Here is an 18,869-nt window from a genome sequence, read left to right on the forward strand (position 1 = left end):
ACCTGTTAGAGGGAGGAACCTAGAATGTTAAACTCTAAAGAAGATTTAACACGAGAACAAGCACTTGAACTATTAGAAGACTTTGCCAAACGTTGGATAGCTCACGATGGGCTATGGTTCCAAGCAGTTGAGCAAGCACGGGGAATGGAAGAAGCAGTGGAGCGTGATATTGAGGCATGGCGACGGTTTACTGTTCTTGAGGCTAAACGCATTATATCCTTCCTTGACTTACCTAAAAACGGTGGGCTAGACGCCTTGGAAAGAGCATTAAAGTTCCGACTTTATGCCTTTTTAAATGTTCAAGAATGCTCTAGACCAGACGAACAAACCTTAATTTTCAAAATGCTTGATTGCCGTGTCCAATCTGCCCGAAAACGAAAAAATCTTCCGGATCATCCTTGTAAGCCAGTGGGTGAAGTTGAGTACTCGTTATTCGCTTCAACGATTGACTCTCGAATTAAGACGAGTTGTATTGCATGCCCACCAGATCCCCATCCAGAGGAATTCTATTGTGGATGGACGTTTACCATGGACATGGAGTAACTTAATAAAAGCGAAGCATAAGCCCTTCTTCTGAAGGGCTTATGCCGTATTACAGGATGATTGATAAAAAGTAAGATACCCTCAAACGGGGAATAGAATTAAAACAAAATTATAGCTCTCGGCAAACCGTCTGGGAGGCGCCATTTAAGATGTAAACACTCGGGTACATGTATCCAAAGGTAGACATGGTTATAAAGCAAGGACACTTAGACAGAAGATGAATTAAGTGCCTTTGAATGTAAACGATAGTGTACATCTCTGGGTCGAGGCATTTATGAAAGTCATAAGAGATACAAGACCGTAACCCGTATGAATAGCTTTTATCAGCTTTATTAAGCAGCCAAAAAATTCCTTGGCATGACAATTGCAAGATAATTCTGTAGATTACGAATATAACAAACAATATTAGTTATTTTGGACACAGAAAGAGACGGAAAGGAGAGAACCTGAAGGGAAGGGGAATATCATTGTCAGATCACAGCATCTGATGAACTTGCATTAGCTAAGACACGTAAACCTTTTTGTCATCATTATCTATTTATAGAGTCAAATCAAAATATTTATAAAAAGGAGAATCGCAAATGAGTAAACGCTGGATCGTTGCCCTTGCAGGAATGATAATTATGCTATGTTCAGGTGCAGTATATATCTGGGGAGTATTTCAAGGACCTTTAGTCAAAATGTTTGGTTGGACACAGGCAGCTGCAGCCCTTACATTTTCTTTTACCTTGGGAATCTTCGCTTTAGGTACTGTTGTTGGAGGTAGGATTCAGGACAAATTTGGCCCTCGGGAAGTAGCTTCTGTTGGTGGTTTTATGATCGGCTTAGGCGTCTTTTTGGCCAGCTATACTACTGCTGATCGAGCGTGGCTTTTGTATCTGACGTATGGGGCTTTGATGGGTTTTGGTGTGGGTATGATTTATACTCCGGTTATTGCTTGCGTGTCTAAATGGTTCCCAGATAGAAAAGGAACTATTACCGGATTAGTGGTAGGCTCTTTAGGTGCTGGTGGATTGATATTTACCCCGATTGCAAAAAGTTTAGTCAGTAGCAAGGGGGTGCTGGAAACCTTCGCGATATTCGGCATTGTTTTTGGTATCTTGATTATCGGAGCGGCACAGTTTCTGAAAAACCCACCACCTGGTTATCAACCATTTGGTTGGACTCCGCCGGTTGCTGGTACTAAGGCTGCAATCGTGACTCGGAATTATTCACCCAAGGAAATGTTGGCAACTCCTCAATTTTATATGCTCTCTATGATCCTTTTGATTGGTTGTATCTCGGGTTTAATGGTGATACCTTTTGGTAAGATTCTGGCGCTTCAAGCAGGTCTTTCTGACTATGCGGCAACGTTTGCAATCATGCTGATCTCCATTGGGAATGCCTCGGGACGCTTTCTTTGGGGCGCTGCTGCGGATAGGATGGGTCGTGTACGTACTCTGATGGTGCTATTATTTGTCTCTGGTGTTACCATGCTCTTCCTCAACCAACTGCAAGGTTTCATATCACTGGTAGGCATTGGTATCGTCGCCTTCTGTTACGGTGGTTTTTTAGGTACCATGCCAGCTACGGTTGCTGACTTCTTTGGTGCGAAGCACCTAGGTGTAAATTATGGTTTAGTACTCTTATTCTTCAGTGCTTCAGCGGTTGGTGCTCCGATAGTTTCAGCGATGGCCAAAGATGCAACGGGTAATTTTAAAAGCGCCTTCCTCATCGGTGGAGTTGCCAGTTTAGTTGGTTTGGGCATTGCCTTCATTACTAAACCACCACTTGATAATAACGGTGAATTAAAGGCTGCTACAAGCGTGAGTAAATAAGCTGTTAAATACGTCGTAGCTTTAATGTGATTGTAATAATTTTAGAGTTATCGAGGGAGTTTGTTTCCTCTGGGCAGGAAGTAAATTATTAAAGAATGTTTTGAGGTGAGAGAAAATTGCCTAATTTTACAGAACTTTACCAAAAGAAACTTTGCACAGCAGTCGAGGGTATTAAGCTTGTCCAAGATGGAGATTGTCTTGTCGTACCAACAGGAGTTGGTGAACCACCGGCTCTTTTGACGGCTTTATCAGAGCATCGTCGGGAGTATCATGACGTGAGAGTATATCAGATTCTTCCGTTAAGGAAGTTCGGGTATATTGATCCTGAAACAGTCGACCATATCCGCCATGTGGCATTCTTCTTCGGAGGCGCTACACGAGCGGGGGGTCAGCAAGGCTGGATCGATTACATTCCCAGTTATTTTAGCGAAATGCCAAGGTTGTTTGAAGATGGACTCTTTCCATCGGATACTGTCTTTTCGCTTGCCTCACCGATGGATGAACATGGTTATTTTTCCATCAGTTTAGCAACGGATTATACGATGGCAGCGATTAAGAAAGCCCGGACTGTTGTGTTGGAGGTTAACCCCAACGTTCCATTTGCCAATGGAAATTGCTTAGTTCATATCTCTCAGGTTTCAGCCATTGTCGAAGATAACACACCTCTAACAGAAGTCGGGCTCCCTAAAATTGGCCCGGTTCAGGAAGCAATCGGTAAATACGTGGCAGACCTAATTGACGACGGTTCAACAATTCAGATCGGTTTTGGGGCTATTCCAGACGCTGTCGTAATGCAACTCACCCATAAACATGATCTAGGCATTCATACAGAAATGGTTGGGGATGGGATCTTGACCCTGATTGAAAGTGGCGCAGTTACGAACCAAAGTAAGAATTATTTACCAGGTAAATTCATAGCAACCTTTGCACTGGGTACAAAGCGTCTCTATGACTTTATGCACCGCAATCCGCAGCTGGAGATGCATCCGGTCGACTATACGAATGATCCATTTCTTGCGGGACAGAACGACAATTTAATCACAATTAATGCTTCAGTGCAAGTAGATTTCCTAGGCCAATGTTGCTCGGAGAGCATGGGAAGCACACCTTACAGTGGAACTGGAGGACAATCAGACTTCGTGAGGGCAGCAAATCGTTCTAAAGGTGGAAAATCCTTTATTGTGCTACCTGCCACCGCGAAGGATGGAAAAATTTCGCGGATCACCCCGACCCTAACACCGGGTTCTGCAGTTACAACTTCGAAAAATGATGTAAACTACGTCGTTACGGAGTATGGTGTAGCCCAGTTGCGGGGGAAATCTGCTAAGCAACGAACGCAAGCATTGATTGCTATTGCTCACCCAGATTTCCGCGGCGAGCTAACGGAAGCTGCTAAAAATATGAACTTACTTTAGGAATATAGAAGTGAAGGAGAGATTTAATGACCAGAGCAGTGATTGTGAGTGCCGCAAGGACCCCTTTTGGCACGATGGGCGGGAGTCTTAAGGATATTGCCGCGGTTGACTTGGGAGCACATGTAATTCGGGAGGCTCTTAAACGAGCAGACCTTCCCGGGGACATTATCGATAATGTCCTAATGGGGATGGTTATCCAAGGTGGGGTAGGGCAAGTGCCCTCGCGTCAAGCGAGTATTAAAGCAGGACTTCCTGTGGAGGTCACCTCCGAGACAATCAATAAAGTTTGTGCCTCAGGGATGCGCGCAGTAAGCTTAGGCGAAACTATCATCCGTGCTGGAGATGCCGATGTCATTATTGCTGGAGGAATGGAGAGCATGTCAAATGCTCCGTTTGCCTTAAAAAAAGCCCGCTTTGGTTATCGGATGGGAAATGATAGTCTTCTGGACTTGATGGTCAATGATGGATTGTGGTGCGCTTTTCATAATGTTCATATGGCTGTTCACGGTTCGACAGTGGCCAAAGAGTATGGAGTTTCACGTGAAGATCAGGATGCCTTTGCGTTTCGTTCTCAACAATTAGCGTCTAAGGCCATCGAAGAGGGCAAGTTTGCCGAGGAGATCGCTCCATTGGAAATCCCACAGAGAAAAGGAGACTCTCTTTGGTTTACAGTCGATGAAGGGCCGCGTCGGGATACCACTCTGGCAAAGCTCAACTCATTACCACCTATTTTTGTCAAAGATGGAACAGTTACAGCAGGAAATGCACCGGGTGTTAATGATGGGGCAGGGGCGATGGTCCTGATGAGTGAGGAAAAGGCCCGTGAAATGGGTAAAAAGCCACTGGCAACAATTCTTGGGCATGCCAGCGTAGCCCAAGAACCAGCCTATATCGCCACAACGCCGGGCTTGGCAATTAATAAACTTCTCAAACAAAAAGGAATGACTATTCAGGATGTTGACTTAATAGAAGCCAATGAAGCCTTTGCAGCGGTCGCGTTAACGAGTCAAAAGATTGCTAAGTGGGATCCCTCTAAGGTCAACGTCAATGGTGGGGCTATTGCCCTAGGGCATCCGATCGGGGCGAGTGGAGCGAGAGTTATTATGACCTTGATTTATGAGTTGCGTCGTCGTGGTGGAGGAATTGGGATTGCTGCAATCTGTAGTGGAGCAGCGCAGGGCGATGCTATCATGCTTGAGATATACGGAGCTTAAAAGGGCAAAGGTGTAGAAATCGAAGGAGGAAAAACTGGATGGACTTTCAGTTGAACCAGGACCAACTGATGATGCAGAAGATGGTCCGAGATTTTGTCCAAGATGAAATCATTCCGGTAGCAATGCTAACCGATGAGACGCATGAGTATCCTTTAGAGACCCTTCGGAAGATGGGTGAACTCGGACTCATGGGAATTCCTATCCCTGAGGAATACGGCGGTGCTGGCTCAGACTTCTTGTCCTATATTATAGCGATCGAAGAAATTGCTAAGGGATGCGCTTCGACAGCGGTGATTTTAGCAGTTCATACATCAGTGGGAACGTTCCCTATTCTTTATTTTGGGACAGAAATGCAAAAACAATACTATTTGCCTAAGCTGGCTAGTGGACAATTTATCGGGGCGTTTGCGTTAACAGAGGCCAATGCTGGCTCAGATGCGTCGAGCTTAAAAACCATGGCAGTACGTCAAGGAGACCATTACATCCTGAATGGAACAAAACGCTTTATCACCAACGCCGGTTATGCAGATGTATATTTAGTTATGGCCTCCACAGATCGAGCAAAAGGGCCCCATGGGGTCACTGCTTTTCTGGTGGATAAAGATACGCCTGGCTTTAAAGTTGGGAAAAAGGAAGAGAAGATGGGACTGAATGGCTCCGCAACTTGTGAATTGATCTTTGAAGACGCTAGGGTGCCAGTGGGAAACCTTCTGGGAGCAGAAGGGCAAGGCTTCAAAGTTGCGATGTCTCTACTGGATGGTGGACGGATCGGAATTGGTGCCCAAGCCTTGGGAATCGCCGAGGCGGCGTTTGAAGCAGCACTCGCTTATTCACAAGAACGAATACAGTTTAAACAACCCATTGGCAACTTTCAAGGGATTCAATTCATGCTTGCCGATATGGCAACTCAAATTGAAGCGTCGAAGCTACTAGTTTATCAGGCGGCTTCACTTCGAATGGCCGGGCTTCCCTATGCTAAACAAGCCTCGATGGCTAAAATGTTTGCCAGTGATACCGCAGTCAAGGTGACGGCCGATGCTGTGCAAATTTTCGGGGGGTATGGGTATTGTAAAGAGTATAAAGTTGAACGCTATATGCGGGATGCCAAGATCACCCAAATTTACGAGGGAACTAACCAGATTCAGAGGGTTGTTATTGCGAAGCATTTGAGAAAATGAGAGACGAAAATGGAGGAATAAGTTATGAAAACAATTATGGTTATAGGTGCGGGACAAATGGGGGGCGGAATCGCCCAAGTCGCCGCTCAAGCAGGCTACTCTGTGATTTTAAATGACATTAAGGATGAATTTATCATGAGGGGTTTCGGCATAATCCAGAAAAATCTCAAGCGCAGTGTCGAAAAAGGAAAATTGACGGCGGAGGATATGGAAATCATCTTAAGTCGTATCACAAAATCGACCTCCTTGCAAGATGCCGCTGTGGTCGATTTAGTCATCGAAGCCGCGGTAGAGAATATGGCCATCAAAGCCCAAGTGTTCTCTCAACTCGACGCCATTTGCCCTGAGCACACGATACTTTCGACCAATACCTCCTCATTGCCGATCACTGAGATAGCAGCATTTACTAAACGTCCGGATCGAGTGATTGGAATGCATTTTATGAATCCCGTTCCTGTGATGAAGCTTGTCGAGGTGATTCGTGGTTTGGCCACCAGCGACGAAGTCTATAAAACGGTTGAGACCTTAAGCCTGGCAATGGGCAAAACACCTGTGGAAGTTAATGATGCTCCCGGATTTGTCGCGAATCGTATCTTAATTCCCATGCTTAATGAAGCCATTTTTACCCTATACGAGGGCATAGCTACAGTTGAAGCGATTGATAATGTCATGAAATTAGGCATGAATCACCCCATGGGGCCATTGGCTTTAGCAGATTTAATCGGACTGGACACTGTGCTATCTATTACAGAAGTTCTCCATGAAGGTCTCGGCGATAAGTATCGACCCTGCCCGTTACTTCGTAAATACGTTAAAGCGGGTTGGTTGGGACGTAAATCTGGACGAGGCTTTTACAATTACGGTGAATAAAAAAAGATCCTGTCCATTAAGAAGGTCCAAGTCACGAGACAGAGACAGGATCAAAGAGGAGGATATAAGTGGAGTATACAAACCTATTACTCGAACAGAACGGTGCAGTCGCCATTCTGACCATCAATCGACCCAAAGCCCTAAATGCTCTCAATAGTGACACATTATCGGAACTGTCCACCGTGCTCGATGAGTTGGGGAGGGATTCCAGTGTCAAAGTCGTAGTCCTCACAGGCAGTGGAGAAAAGGCCTTTGTAGCAGGAGCCGACATATCCCAGATGAAAGACTTTAACGCCTTAGAAGGTAGGCGGTTTGCCCAATTAGGGCATGCTACCTTCCGCAAACTTGAGCTGATGCCCCAGCCCGTAATCGCTGCCATCAACGGATTTGCCTTAGGGGGAGGGTGCGAGCTAGCCATGGCCTGCGATCTGAGGATTGCCAGTGAAAATGCTAAGTTTGGCCAACCAGAAGTTACCTTAGGGCTGACCGCCGGATTTGGGGGCACCCAGCGCTTACCTCGCTTAGTCGGCACAGGAATCGCCAGTGAATTACTCTTTAGCGGAGATATCATTGATGCCAACGAAGCATATCGAATAGGCTTAGTCAATCGAATCTATCCATTAGAGACCCTCAAGGAAGAAGCACTAAAGCTTGCCAATCGTATCGCAGGACGAGCACCTGCAGCTGTACAGCTCAGTAAAAGTGCAATTCAGCGGGGCATGAATATGGACTTAGACAGCGCACAAGCCTACGAAGCAGAAGTTTTCGGTCTAACCTGTAGTACCCAAGATCAAAAAGAAGGATGTACGGCCTTTTTAGAAAAACGCAAACCCGTGTTTGAAGGAAAGTAATATCAGTGAACTCGTTCAACTAAAGTTGAACATCGAGTCTTCGGTGGGGGACTCTACCCCCACCGAAGCGGAGCCGGGGGTACCACTCCCACTTGTAGAAGTGGGAGTCTTACGATTGGATAAAATGTGAATCCGAAGAAAAGGATTGGCAAACGAGAGGATGGATTGGAATGATCTTTGATTTAACCCAAGATCATATCATGATGCGGAAAATGGTGCGTGATTTTGCAGAGAAGGAGTGCGCACCAGGTGCAGAAGAACGGGATGAGACGGAAGAATTTTCAGTCGAGATATGGAAAAAATGTGGAGAACTCGGCTTAGCTGGGGTTACTTTCCCAGAAGAGTATGGTGGGGTCGGGGCTGACTACATCTCTTATGCTATCACAGTCGAAGAACTATCTCGGGTCGATGCCTCTGTCGGGGTCACAATTTCTGCCCACGCAAGCTTATGTGCCAATCCGATCGCAATGTTTGGAACTGAAGAGCAAAAGCTGAAATACTTGACTCCGCTAGCTACTGGCGCAAAACTCGGAGCGTTCGGTTTGACCGAGCCCATGGCAGGTTCAGATGCTTCAGGGACACGAACAACGGCGGTTCGAGATGGCAATGACTACGTTTTGAATGGTAGTAAAATCTTTATAACTAATGCCAATTATGCAGATGTATATGTCGTTACAGCTCAGATGGATAAGAGCAAAGGAAATAAAGGAATTGCCGCCTTTATCCTTGAAAAAGGAATGCCTGGCTTCAGCTTTGGTAAAAAAGAGAAAAAGATGGGGATTCGTTCCTCAGCCACCTATGAATTAGTGTTCGAAGATGTTCGGGTTCCCGCTGAAAATTTACTTGGAGCAGAGGGACAGGGGTTTAAAATCGCGATGCAGACCCTTGATTATGGCAGAATCGGCATAGCCTCTCAAGCCTTAGGGATTGCTCAAGGCGCCTATGAACAGGCCCTAAAGTATACCAAAGCAAGAGAGCAGTTTGGCAAACCCATCTCTGCTTTTCAGAATACACAATTTAAGTTGGCGGATATGGCTACCCAAATTGAGGCTGCACGACTGCTCGTCTATCAATCTGCTTACCTGGCATCTGAACATAGACCCGTTGGCAAGGCATCCGCAATGGCGAAGCTATTCGCTTCCGAGACAGCGATGGCAGTAACTACCATGGCAGTACAGCTCCATGGCGGATATGGATATACCCGTGAATATCCCGTGGAGCGCATGATGCGGGACGCGAAAATTACGGAGATTTACGAAGGAACCAGTGAGATTCAACGCATTGTAATCAGTAGTCATATTCTTAAAGATTAATACGGTGATAGAGCTTCACATTCTATGAATTTAGAATTGTGAAGTACGAAGTACATTTTGTGCTTTGCTATATAACAAGCAAAAGAAAAGTATTTGCTTGTTATGTTTGTTATGTTTGTTATGTTTGTTATGTTTGTTATGGTAGTATGAAGGTATTAACGTTTACGAGCCCCCGCTTGACAACAAGAGGGGGTCTTGAAACTGGATAAAAAGAAATTGCTACAGCCTAAGAATTAGCTAAATAGAAAGGAGATAAAAATATAATGAGAGAGGTTGTTATCGTCAGCGCAGTGCGTACTCCGGTAGGTTCTTTTTGTGGTGCATTAGGGCAAATATCTGCTGCGGAGTTAGGAGCACTTGTTCTAAAGGAAGCAATCCAAAGAGCTGGAATTACTGCAGATCAAGTTGACGAGGTTATTTTAGGGAACGTACTTCAGGCTGGTCTAGGCCAGAATCCCGCTCGTCAAGCGGCCATAAAAGCAGGGATTCCCCAGGAAGTGCCTTCTTGGACGCTAAATAAAGTATGTGGATCCGGACTTAAATCGATTGTTTGTGCCGCTCAGAGTATTATGGTGGGAGATGCAGATATTGTGGTTGCAGGTGGAATGGAGAGCATGTCCTTAGCTCCCTATTTACTTCCCAAGGCCCGTACAGGATATAGGATGGGCAATGATACCATGGTCGATTCTATGATTCAAGATGGATTGACTGATGCATTTAACAACGTTCACATGGGTATAACGGCAGAAAATATTGCTGAGCAGTTCGGGATTTCTCGTGAGGATCAAGATAATTACTCAGTGGTTAGCCAAAATCGTGCTGAGGCTGCTATTAAAGCTGGTAAGTTTTCTGAGGAAATCGTACCCGTGTCCATTCCTCAACGTAAAGGGGATCCGGTCGTAGTCTTCCAAGACGAATTTCCTCGTTTTGGAGCAACCTATGATGGCGTCGCAAAACTACGGTCCGCATTTAAAAAGGATGGAACTGTAACGGCTGCCAATGCTTCGGGGATTAATGACGGGGCAGCTGCTCTAGTCGTCATGGCCAAGGAGAAAGCAGAGCAACTTGGCTTGACTCCTTTGGCAACAATTACCTCCTGGGCCTCCGCGGGCGTGGATCCCCTGATTATGGGCACAGGTCCTATCCCTGCAACCCGAAAAGCCTTAGAAAAAGCTGGCTTAAGTATCGAAGATATTGATCTCGTGGAAGCCAACGAAGCATTTGCTTCACAAACCTTGAAAGTGGCTAGAGACTTAGAACTTGATATGGAAAAAACGAATATCAACGGAGGAGCGATTGCTTTGGGGCATCCGGTAGGTGCTTCAGGAACCCGAATTCTTGTTTCATTACTTCATGAAATGAAGCGTAGCAAAGCGCACCGTGGCTTAGCTACGTTGTGTATCGGTGGAGGTCAGGGTATCGCGCTTATAGTGGAACGTTAATTATTTGATATAAACTTGATCCTTGTTGTCAGTAAACTTGTTCAACTATAGTTGACATTGAATCTTCGTGGGATAAGTTCGTATGGGATAAGTTACGTATGGGAAAAATTACAGGTAAACAAGGTAGGCGAATTAGCAAATAATTCACCTACCTTTTTCTTTTGGGCATTGGCTTTTCTGGACTTTTTGACCCATCTTTTTATTAATATTGGACAATGCTTTAGCTTACCGTTAGAATTGATAAGGGATAAGAAGATATACTTAATAGACGATAGACAGTTTGGAAGATAGAGGAGATGATTACAATGGGCAAAAAAATCGACCTAAGGATACCGCCGCGTCAACCAGTTTGGAATATATGGCAAGGGTTGCTGGTAGTGTCGATTGTGACGTTAATTGAATTTCCCCTCGGATGGTTGGAGACTCCTAAGGAATTAGATTCTGTTCGCGGGGTACTTAACTTTATCGGGGTTGGCTTAGGAGATGCCTTTGTCTACTTAATCGTAATTGGACTATTTCTGAAGATTATCCGTCGGCCGTTTACAGACCTAGGGTTTGTTAAACCTCAAAAAAAATTCCTGGTCTTGGGATTTATTGTAGGAGTATTATTATTTGTGGGCATCGGTCTCTTAGGAAACCTATTGACAAAATTACTAGGAACACCGGCTCCTCAGAGTTTTACCGTGGCAATAAAAGGGGCAAACTATTCATGGGAATTTGCACTTCTCACGATCTTAGGAGGAGTTATTGCTCCGATTAAGGAAGAGATGCTTTTTCGTGGCCTAATGTATCCACCGCTTCGTCAGGCCTTTGGAAAAGGTAAAGGAATTTTGCTCGCAGGAATCTTCTTTGCCACATTGCATTTAGAAATGGTGCGCTTCATACCCTTATTTATTGGTGGAGTGGTGCTCACTTGGTTATACGAGCGTTCTTCGAGTATTTGGCCGGCTATAGTAGCCCATGGGACTTGGAATATTTTAATGGCAGTTGCCCTGTGGATTCAGCGCTATTAATGGCTGGATTCAGGGCAGTGAACATAAGAAGGAGATATCATGAACAATAAATTGAATCACAATCTTTTGGGTGAGACGTCCGAAATTGAGTGTTTGCGTCTCATCACAGATGGCTCAGGGATAGGGTATCAAAACGGTATTGCAACCTTCGTGCCGGGACTGTTGCCTGGAGAAATTGGGGAAATAGCAGTATATGAAGCTAAGAAGAAGTGGCAGCGCGCCCATCTTCAGAGGGTTACTAAGCGTTCCCCCCTGCGTCTCGATCCGCCTTGCACTGTCTTTGAACAGTGCGGAGGATGCCAGCTTCAGCATACAACCTACGAAGAGACCCTTTTATGGAAGCAACGCTGGGTTGCGGATGCACTCAAGCGAATCGGAAAAATCAACGTGGAGGTCAAACCCACGATCGGAATGGAACAACCTTGGCGCTATCGAAACAAGGTACGTCTACACCGTAAATCCGACGGACAATTGGGATACTACAAGGAAAAATCCCAAGCTCTTGTCGACTTTCAAGATTGCCTCCTCCTAAGTGAACGCATGAATCGTTGGATACGATTGACGGGAGAATTCTTAGCCGGTAGTTATCCAGAAATACATACCTTGACCTTCCGTGAAAACACGAAGAACGAAGGACTCCTATTATTAGAAGGAACCCTAACGAAAATCCTTTCTGCAGAAGAAAATCCGGAATTCTTTGAGACTCTTTTCGAGCAAGGACTACGTTCCGTTTGGGGGACCGACGAAGAAGGGAGTTTAGTCCTGATCTGGGGTGACGAAGATTTTAGCCAAACTATTCTCGATCTGACCTTTGAGGTGTCCCCCTTATCTTTTTTGCAAGTCAATTCACAGCAAACCGATGTCCTCTACAAACTCGTTTTAAGTTTGGCCGCTCTGACCGGAGAAGAAATTGTCTGGGATCTTTATTCAGGGATAGGAACCCTAACCTTAGCTTTAGCAGCACAGGCTAAGAAAGTAACGGGTATTGAAGAAAATCCATATGCCGTTGAAAACGCGATTCAAAATGCCGTTAATAATCACGCAATAGGTCACGTCGAATTCCTGAAGGGAAAAGTTGAACAACGGATAATGAAGATAGAAGAACATCCAGATGTGGTGGTCTTAGACCCCCCGCGCGCAGGGCTGCATCCTGAAGTTGTGCAACGCTTACTAGAGCTAAAGCCCCAACGTATCATCTATGTGTCTTGTGATCCAGGGACTCTAGCTCGGGATCTGGGTGTGCTGACTCAGGGGGGATATAGGGTAGATAGTGTGCAACCGGTGGATATGTTTCCGTGGACGATGCATGTGGAGTGTATAATAATGATGACGAATAGTGGTTTGAAGGGCAAATAAGGTAGGCCAACCACTATATGTAGTGGTTTTTACACAAAAAATGTGCAAAAAACGGGCTGAAAAAGTGCATTTTTTGCTCCCTAAAAAAGAGTTAAAATATAGATGACATCGTAGAATTTCTGTGAGATGGACAGGCGCAGCGCCGATGGCAATGGAGAGACCCAAAAACAATACGCATATCCTGCAATAAATGTTTTCTACGGAAGGCATCCAATAAGCCTAAGACGGGGTTCTACCCGTCCTGGGCTTTTGTTTTTTCTGAAATTATGGCCACCGGAAAAGAATGGGGCGTTCCCCCTTGCGGGTGTATAAGCATATCATAGTCTATATTGTTTACAATGCCTTATTCTTGCAGGAGGAATGAATTCAGCGATGTTTTTTGAACGTGAAGACTGGAAGTTATTCAGAAATATGGATACATTGCCCAAAAGTAAACTGTCGATGCTGGTTTGCAAGGAATTAGCGGACAATGCGCTGGATACATGCGGCGGCTGTGAAATCGGTTATGAGGGCGGTTTTTTCTATGTCAAGGATCGCGGGCCCGGCCTGGATCCGGAGATGTTTTCCATCAGCAGGCCGCTAAGGTCCTCCAAATATCTGAGACTGCCCACCAGAGGGGCGCTGGGGAACGGACTGCGCGTGGTGGTCGGGGCGGTGGTCGCGTCGGGCGGTGAGCTATATGTTTCCACCAGAGGCAAAAATTATAAGATTAATTTCCAAAACAACGGCTTAGCCCTACCGGAAAGCTTAAGTGATTATCACGAAGCGGGGACAAAAATCAGCTTTACTCTAGGCGAAATGCCTATCATTTTAGCCTGGGCGCACATGGCGATAGAATATGCCAGAGGTGAAACCTACCGGGGGAAGACCTCGCCCTATTGGTATACCAGCGAGAACTTCTTTGAATTATTTCAATCATTCAGCGGATCGGTTAGGGAACTGATCGCCCAATTTGACGGCTGCACCGGTGGAAAAGCAGGGAAAATAGCCCAAAAATATCTCAAAACGCCCGCCGATAACTTAAGTTTTGAAGAAACGGAAGCGTTTTTGGCTGAACTCAGAGCCTTGGTGAAAAATGTTAATCCGGAGAGGCTGGGGCGTATCGGCGAGCTGGGCGGCTGGAGCGGCTATTGTAAATCAACCGGCACTTTTAAGGTCAGGACAATCAAAGGGGAACACGAGGCGGAACTACCGTTTGTCCTTGAAGTGTACGCCGACATTGCCGATGCGCCCCATATAACGGTACTGCTCAACAAATCCCCGGCTACCGGCGAGATCAATGTCTACCACAGCAAAAATGAGCTGAGTATTTTCGGCTGCGGATTATTCCATAGGATTACACCTATTTCTGCAGGGACCTGATCGGCAGTTATGAAGCGGAACACGGCGACATCCCGCTGATGTACCGGGATGAGCGGGGGACGCTGTATCATCCCCATTGCGGCGAAGATATTTCCATCGGCACGATAGCGGTGGAAAATTATCATAAGCTCGCCTGGACGTTCAATAAAGTCCTGTACATTGAAAAAGAAGGCTTCTTCAATGTGCTCAAAGAAAAGAAAATCCCCGAGAAATATGATATGGCCTTACTCACCAGTAAAGGCTATGCCAGCCGGGCGGTCAAGGATTTACTGGACGCGATCGGGGAAAATTCCGGGGAAGAGATCACCTTTTTCTGCATTCATGACGCGGACGCCTATGGCACGACCATCTATGACACCCTGCAAAATGAAACCGGAGCCAGACCCGGTCGAAAAGTGAAAATCATCAATCTTGGGTTAGATCCTGAAGAAGCCGTCGCCATGGGGCTGGAAATCGAAAAGGTAGTGAAATCAGGTCGCAAAAAGGGCGTGGCGAGCTATGTTGATCCCGTGTGGGAGAAATGGCTGCAGGAGTGCAGGGTGGAACTGAACGCCATGAGTACGCCGCAGTTTCTTGCCTGGCTGGAGGGGAAAATCCAATTGTACGATAAAGGCAAAGATACCGCCCGCTAATATCATGCAGAAGAGCCTGGAGCACAGCCTGCATGATAAACTCGGCCAAAAGATTGCGGCAGAAATATTGGAACAAAATCACTATGCCGATCAGGTAGCGGAGCGGTCCGACAGGTTAAACAATGCTGCCTTGACAGTCAAACCCGTTTAGCGGAGACGGTGCAAGCGGAACTCAAGAAGGAGCCGGTCAATCGATGGAAGGACGTCGTGGAGACCGTGTCCGAGGAAATGATTAAAATTGCCGCTTTTAAGATTTACTAAGCTAGCTTAGTAAATCTTAAAACAGCCAAATTTTCAAATAGAGTACCTTTAGGCAATTCAACTCCAGGAAAGCTTCCTGCCGCAAAACTCATGAGTGTTGCCGACCTAACCGAAAAGGAACTAAATGCTGAGTAAGTAAAAGGATATGAGGATTTCCTACAGGGAAATACCAAGTCCGTATCGGAAACTTTCGCAGATATCCGTAAAGATTATGGGATGTGAAATACAAAGTAGTTTCTACGAAACAAGCGGTTATCGATTTGAGGGGTATATATAAATATATTGCATTTACCTTGTTCGAACCTGAGCTAGCGGCAGGACAACTGATAAGGATCGAAAAGGGAAACTAAATGAATAGGTTATTTAAAGGCATCGAATTCGATGCCTTTAGAACACAAGAAAATACGATATACTTGTCGCCAAGGGAGTATCAGCCTCAGCGGCATCTTTTTTGTATCCTTAGGGCATGTGGAGTGCCGGGGCTGCCATAATATTTACGAACGCATATAACTAATGTGAGATTATTGTTGGAGAGGGGCTAAATATAATTGGTACTCAACTTTCGCAGAGCGAAAGTTTGCTTAGAACCTAGGCGTTAAAGGAAAAAGTACTCCACCAATATGCTCATTGACATAGAAAACACCCCATTTCTTTGGTATAGTGAATTTGTCCAGAACCCACTACCAAATAGAAAAAGAGGTGTCTTCTACTTGATAATGATAGCGCAAAAGGAACAGAAAAATCAACTACCAAAAGAGATTCAACCGGCATTTAAGGAATTAAAAGTTCTGAAACATCTAAGAAACTCAGGTTTTAAGAAGAAATTCGGTTTTAGTTGTTCCTATCTCTTCCAAGTAATTTTTGTTTTGATTTTCCACCACAAAAACTGGTTTCGCCTTCTTGAAACTGAGAGAGGTGAGTTGTTCCCTGGCAAGGCGCCGTTTATCGTTTCTTAAACCATTCAGGATATGCTTGGCGTAGATTCCTTACCGCTTTAAGTTCGGAAATGGTTAAAAAGGTCTGTTCATTAACTTCTAGTCATCGAGTGACTGTATTTATTGTTGATGATTTCATGTATGAGCGAAACAGGAGTAAGGCCGTTGAACTCCTCGCGAGGTGTTGGGATCACGCTAAAGGCTGTTACTATCATGGATTTCGCATGCTCACGTTAGGGTGGTCGGATGGACATACGTTCATCCCCGTCGATTTCTCCTTGCTTAGTTCAACAAAATCCCAGATTAACGGGATTTCAGACAGGATTGATAAACGTACATCGGGTTATAAACGGCGTACCGAAGCGTTACGACGATCCACAGAGTTAGTTCCACTGATGCTTGATCAGGCTTTGGCATCCGGAATGGCAGCTTCTTATGTTTTAATGGATAGCTGGTTTACCTTCGCTCCCCTGATTCGGGAGATTACTCAGTGTGGCTTGGATGTCATCGGTATGGTTAAAGCTACAAATCAGCGTTATTTAGTGAACAGCAGGAAGTTATCGCTTAAAGAGCTTTATAGTGTTGCAACACCGGCACAAGGGAAAAACAAAGGAGTTCTTCGTTCCATCCGTACTCAGATGTCACCTGGGATACCCATGGTCATCGTGTTTGTCCGTCATCGAACTAAGAAAAATGAATGGTTAGCGATCTTGAGTACCGATTGGAGCTGCGAAAGTTGAGGTAGTGAATAAGACTAAAAATGCTTCTATTTGCTCTAATACGACAGTATGATCAAAAAATAAAAGTCTTAATGGTTGAGCCGCATGAGACTCCTTATGTTGCGGAGATCGGCAATGATCTTGCCTCCATGCAGAAAGCGGTTGGAGGGAACATTCAGGCGGTAGATTTAGCGTCCTATGTTTCCCTTGTCTGCAATGAAGAAGACAAGCTGTTAGAAACGGAGGGCAACCGCTCCCTGGGCAATGACATCCTCGTCGGCAACTTTTTTATTGCGGGTAGTGGATTGGTTCCACATGGCGGTTGCCAAAAATCACAAGTATGCGCAATATTCCCTTGCCGGACTCTACTATCATGGTTACGGCGTAGAGCAGAGCTATGAAACCGCCTTTGATTTATATAAAAAATCTGCAAGACAGAAAAATCCCTATGCTTCCTATGAGCTTGCCAAAATGTACCGGGATGGTATCGGTGCCGAGAAGAATATGGAGAAAGCCGATGAGCACTTCCAAAAAGCGTTCACCGGCTTTTTAGTATTGGAAGCCCAAAGCAAGGACGACAAGCTCCAGTACCGTCTCGGTCAGATGCTCTATACCGGAACAGGTACCGAGAAGGATATTGCTGCTGCCATCACATACTTTGAAAAAGCAGCGAAGCTCGGAAATGTCAACGCCCAGTATATGCTCGGCAAGATTTATCTTGAAACGGACAGTGAACATGAAAATGTAGAAAAGGCATTGCAGTGGCTTGGTAAAGCTGCGGATAATGGAAATGCTCTCGCGCAGTATGCCATGGCAAAGCTCTACCTCAAAGGAAGCCATGTGGAGAAGGACATCCAGAAAGCTGTAGAACTGCGTTCAAATCCATATGTACCTCTGAGATTGAACCCACCTGCAAAAAAGGTGGCTTTTTTTTGTCGGTTGGGCAAGCGAAAACGCTGATGGGATATAACTGTCACTTGCCTTGCCAGAAATGATTATCACGGCTACAACTCAGTAATTTTTTCTTTGTAGATCTTAATTTTTTCGTCTAGGTTTTTTAGATTGGACTCCCATTTTTTCTTTTCTGCAAGGACGAAAAGACGGTGTTTTTCCAGTATGCCCAATCGTTCATGCAGAGTGGAGTCGCCTTCATACCGTAACGCTGCATATTGCTTAATGTGCTTAATGGACATACCGGTTTCTTTCAGTCTCTTAATAAAGAGAATCCAATTAACATCTGCTTCTGTATAACGACGCCTGCCAGTAGCATCATGTTCGACGATGATAAGCTGCTCTTTTTCATAGTAACGCAATGTGTGAATGCTTAAATTTGAAATGGCAGAGAACTCTCCAATGGAATAACTCATTTTATTCACCTTTATAAATATGAAATTATGCTTGACCTAGAGCTAACTCAAGGTTATATGCTTTTACTATACTAAAATGAAATAGGCGGATTAGCAAAGTAACCCGCCCCTTCCCGAACCGTACAAGCGACTTGTCACCGCATACGGCTCTCCATATTCCAAATGGGTTATCGTCGTTTCAGCTGATTAAGCTGGAACCTGTCAGCTTCGACATTGGCAAAGCAATGTTCGCAAAGGGGTATCTGACGCCGGTTGATGTTCAGCATGACAGTGACAATCGGTGAATAGGGTTTGTCGAGCTTCTTCTTCGTTTTCCTATGATACATGCTGACATTGGAATGCGGATTGCCGCAGATGTAGCATACACGGGCAAGCAGGTCCGTCAAGTTAAACTTGGGCAAGTAGAATGTTTTAACGGCTGACTTGATTTTGGCGAAGAAGTCCTTTTTTCTTGCAAAAGATTTGTACAGTGCCAGACTGACAGAACAGGCTTTACCTTTAGCATTTGTGTAATTGACCAAAAGAGCTTTGCCGTACCGAGCGAACACTTTCTTCATGCTGATATCGAATTTGCGCGCCAG

16 protein-coding genes and 3 pseudogenes are annotated in these 18,869 nt (G+C 45.2%); 17 read left to right on the forward strand and 2 right to left on the reverse strand.

Annotation, left to right across the window (positions count from 1 at the left end):
• Positions 1-24 precede the first annotated feature (24 nt).
• From JL57_RS05180 to JL57_RS05245, 17 genes and pseudogenes are all read left to right on the forward strand, one after another.
• Positions 25-543, forward strand: coding sequence for a DUF6125 family protein (locus JL57_RS05180; RefSeq protein WP_034140996.1), 519 nt, complete (start codon positions 25-27; stop codon positions 541-543).
• Positions 544-1,124: 581 nt separating this feature from the next.
• Positions 1,125-2,360 (forward strand): OFA family MFS transporter, encoded by a 1,236-nt coding sequence (locus JL57_RS05185; protein WP_034140997.1) that lies wholly within the window; start codon positions 1,125-1,127, stop codon positions 2,358-2,360.
• 116 nt (positions 2,361-2,476) lie between these two features.
• Positions 2,477-3,775 (forward strand): acetyl-CoA hydrolase/transferase family protein, encoded by a 1,299-nt coding sequence (locus tag JL57_RS05190; protein ID WP_034140998.1) that lies wholly within the window; start codon positions 2,477-2,479, stop codon positions 3,773-3,775.
• Positions 3,776-3,801: 26 nt separating this feature from the next.
• Complete coding sequence (locus JL57_RS05195; protein ID WP_034140999.1) at positions 3,802-4,989, forward strand: acetyl-CoA C-acetyltransferase; 1,188 nt, start codon at positions 3,802-3,804, stop codon at positions 4,987-4,989.
• A 38-nt stretch (positions 4,990-5,027) separates the two neighbouring features.
• Positions 5,028-6,167, forward strand: a complete 1,140-nt coding sequence (locus tag JL57_RS05200) for an acyl-CoA dehydrogenase (protein WP_034141000.1) — start codon at positions 5,028-5,030, stop codon at positions 6,165-6,167.
• A 24-nt stretch (positions 6,168-6,191) separates the two neighbouring features.
• Positions 6,192-7,037, forward strand: coding sequence for a 3-hydroxybutyryl-CoA dehydrogenase (locus JL57_RS05205; RefSeq protein WP_034141001.1), 846 nt, complete (start codon positions 6,192-6,194; stop codon positions 7,035-7,037).
• Between the two features lie 68 nt (positions 7,038-7,105).
• Entirely contained in the window at positions 7,106-7,888 is a 783-nt protein-coding gene (locus JL57_RS05210) for a short-chain-enoyl-CoA hydratase (protein ID WP_034141002.1), read from the forward strand.
• A 170-nt stretch (positions 7,889-8,058) separates the two neighbouring features.
• Positions 8,059-9,201, forward strand: coding sequence for an acyl-CoA dehydrogenase (locus tag JL57_RS05215; RefSeq protein WP_034141003.1), 1,143 nt, complete (start codon positions 8,059-8,061; stop codon positions 9,199-9,201).
• A 263-nt stretch (positions 9,202-9,464) separates the two neighbouring features.
• Entirely contained in the window at positions 9,465-10,643 is a 1,179-nt protein-coding gene (locus tag JL57_RS05220; protein WP_034141004.1) for an acetyl-CoA C-acetyltransferase, read from the forward strand.
• A 305-nt stretch (positions 10,644-10,948) separates the two neighbouring features.
• On the forward strand, positions 10,949-11,656 hold the full coding sequence (locus JL57_RS05225; RefSeq protein ID WP_034141005.1) for a CPBP family intramembrane glutamic endopeptidase: 708 nt from the start codon (positions 10,949-10,951) through the stop codon (positions 11,654-11,656).
• Positions 11,657-11,695: 39 nt separating this feature from the next.
• On the forward strand, positions 11,696-13,012 hold the full coding sequence (rlmD, locus tag JL57_RS05230) for a 23S rRNA (uracil(1939)-C(5))-methyltransferase RlmD (RefSeq protein WP_034141006.1): 1,317 nt from the start codon (positions 11,696-11,698) through the stop codon (positions 13,010-13,012).
• 360 nt (positions 13,013-13,372) lie between these two features.
• Positions 13,373-14,374 carry a hypothetical protein gene (locus JL57_RS33540; RefSeq protein ID WP_291299729.1) on the forward strand — a complete coding sequence of 334 codons (1,002 nt, stop codon included), beginning with the start codon at positions 13,373-13,375 and terminating at the stop codon, positions 14,372-14,374.
• A 38-nt stretch (positions 14,375-14,412) separates the two neighbouring features.
• A complete protein-coding gene (locus tag JL57_RS33545) occupies positions 14,413-15,006 on the forward strand; it encodes a hypothetical protein (protein ID WP_291299730.1) in 594 nt (197 codons plus the stop codon).
• Between the two features lie 977 nt (positions 15,007-15,983).
• Positions 15,984-16,223 (forward strand): hypothetical protein, encoded by a 240-nt coding sequence (locus JL57_RS33550; protein ID WP_291299731.1) that lies wholly within the window; start codon positions 15,984-15,986, stop codon positions 16,221-16,223.
• Between the two features lie 38 nt (positions 16,224-16,261).
• Positions 16,262-16,942: pseudogene (locus tag JL57_RS05240) on the forward strand (transposase); the annotation flags it as partial.
• Between the two features lie 20 nt (positions 16,943-16,962).
• On the forward strand, positions 16,963-17,322 hold the full coding sequence (locus JL57_RS33555) for a DUF3846 domain-containing protein (protein WP_291299732.1): 360 nt from the start codon (positions 16,963-16,965) through the stop codon (positions 17,320-17,322).
• Positions 17,228-17,794 (forward strand): annotated as a pseudogene (locus tag JL57_RS05245) (tetratricopeptide repeat protein); the annotation flags it as partial. The gene JL57_RS33555 and the pseudogene JL57_RS05245, both read left to right, overlap by 95 nt.
• 131 nt (positions 17,795-17,925) lie before the next feature.
• Here the strand turns inward: JL57_RS05245 and JL57_RS05250 are convergent.
• Together JL57_RS05250 and JL57_RS05255 are read right to left on the reverse strand one after the other, a co-directional pair.
• Positions 17,926-18,288, reverse strand: coding sequence for a MerR family transcriptional regulator (locus tag JL57_RS05250; RefSeq protein WP_034141008.1), 363 nt, complete (start codon positions 18,286-18,288; stop codon positions 17,926-17,928).
• Between the two features lie 167 nt (positions 18,289-18,455).
• Positions 18,456-18,869 (reverse strand): annotated as a pseudogene (locus tag JL57_RS05255) (reverse transcriptase); the annotation flags it as partial.

It is taken from the genome of Desulfosporosinus sp. BICA1-9 (assembly GCF_000802135.1).

Excerpts from the sequence above, each read along its gene's own strand:
- JL57_RS33550 (WP_291299731.1), top strand. The coding sequence starts at position 15,984 with ATGATAGCGCAAAAGGAACAGAAAAATCAACTACCAAAAGAGATTCAA.
- JL57_RS05185 (WP_034140997.1), top strand. The coding sequence starts at position 1,125 with ATGAGTAAACGCTGGATCGTTGCCCTTGCAGGAATGATAATTATGCTA.
- JL57_RS05250 (WP_034141008.1), bottom strand. The coding sequence starts at position 18,288 with ATGAGTTATTCCATTGGAGAGTTCTCTGCCATTTCAAATTTAAGCATT.
- JL57_RS33555 (WP_291299732.1), top strand. The coding sequence starts at position 16,963 with ATGCTTCTATTTGCTCTAATACGACAGTATGATCAAAAAATAAAAGTC.
- JL57_RS05215 (WP_034141003.1), top strand. The coding sequence starts at position 8,059 with ATGATCTTTGATTTAACCCAAGATCATATCATGATGCGGAAAATGGTG.
- JL57_RS33545 (WP_291299730.1), top strand. The coding sequence starts at position 14,413 with ATGTACCGGGATGAGCGGGGGACGCTGTATCATCCCCATTGCGGCGAA.
- JL57_RS05200 (WP_034141000.1), top strand. The coding sequence starts at position 5,028 with ATGGACTTTCAGTTGAACCAGGACCAACTGATGATGCAGAAGATGGTC.
- JL57_RS05220 (WP_034141004.1), top strand. The coding sequence starts at position 9,465 with ATGAGAGAGGTTGTTATCGTCAGCGCAGTGCGTACTCCGGTAGGTTCT.
- rlmD (WP_034141006.1), top strand. The coding sequence starts at position 11,696 with ATGAACAATAAATTGAATCACAATCTTTTGGGTGAGACGTCCGAAATT.
- JL57_RS33540 (WP_291299729.1), top strand. The coding sequence starts at position 13,373 with ATGAATTCAGCGATGTTTTTTGAACGTGAAGACTGGAAGTTATTCAGA.
- JL57_RS05180 (WP_034140996.1), top strand. The coding sequence starts at position 25 with ATGTTAAACTCTAAAGAAGATTTAACACGAGAACAAGCACTTGAACTA.
- JL57_RS05205 (WP_034141001.1), top strand. The coding sequence starts at position 6,192 with ATGAAAACAATTATGGTTATAGGTGCGGGACAAATGGGGGGCGGAATC.
- JL57_RS05195 (WP_034140999.1), top strand. The coding sequence starts at position 3,802 with ATGACCAGAGCAGTGATTGTGAGTGCCGCAAGGACCCCTTTTGGCACG.
- JL57_RS05225 (WP_034141005.1), top strand. The coding sequence starts at position 10,949 with ATGGGCAAAAAAATCGACCTAAGGATACCGCCGCGTCAACCAGTTTGG.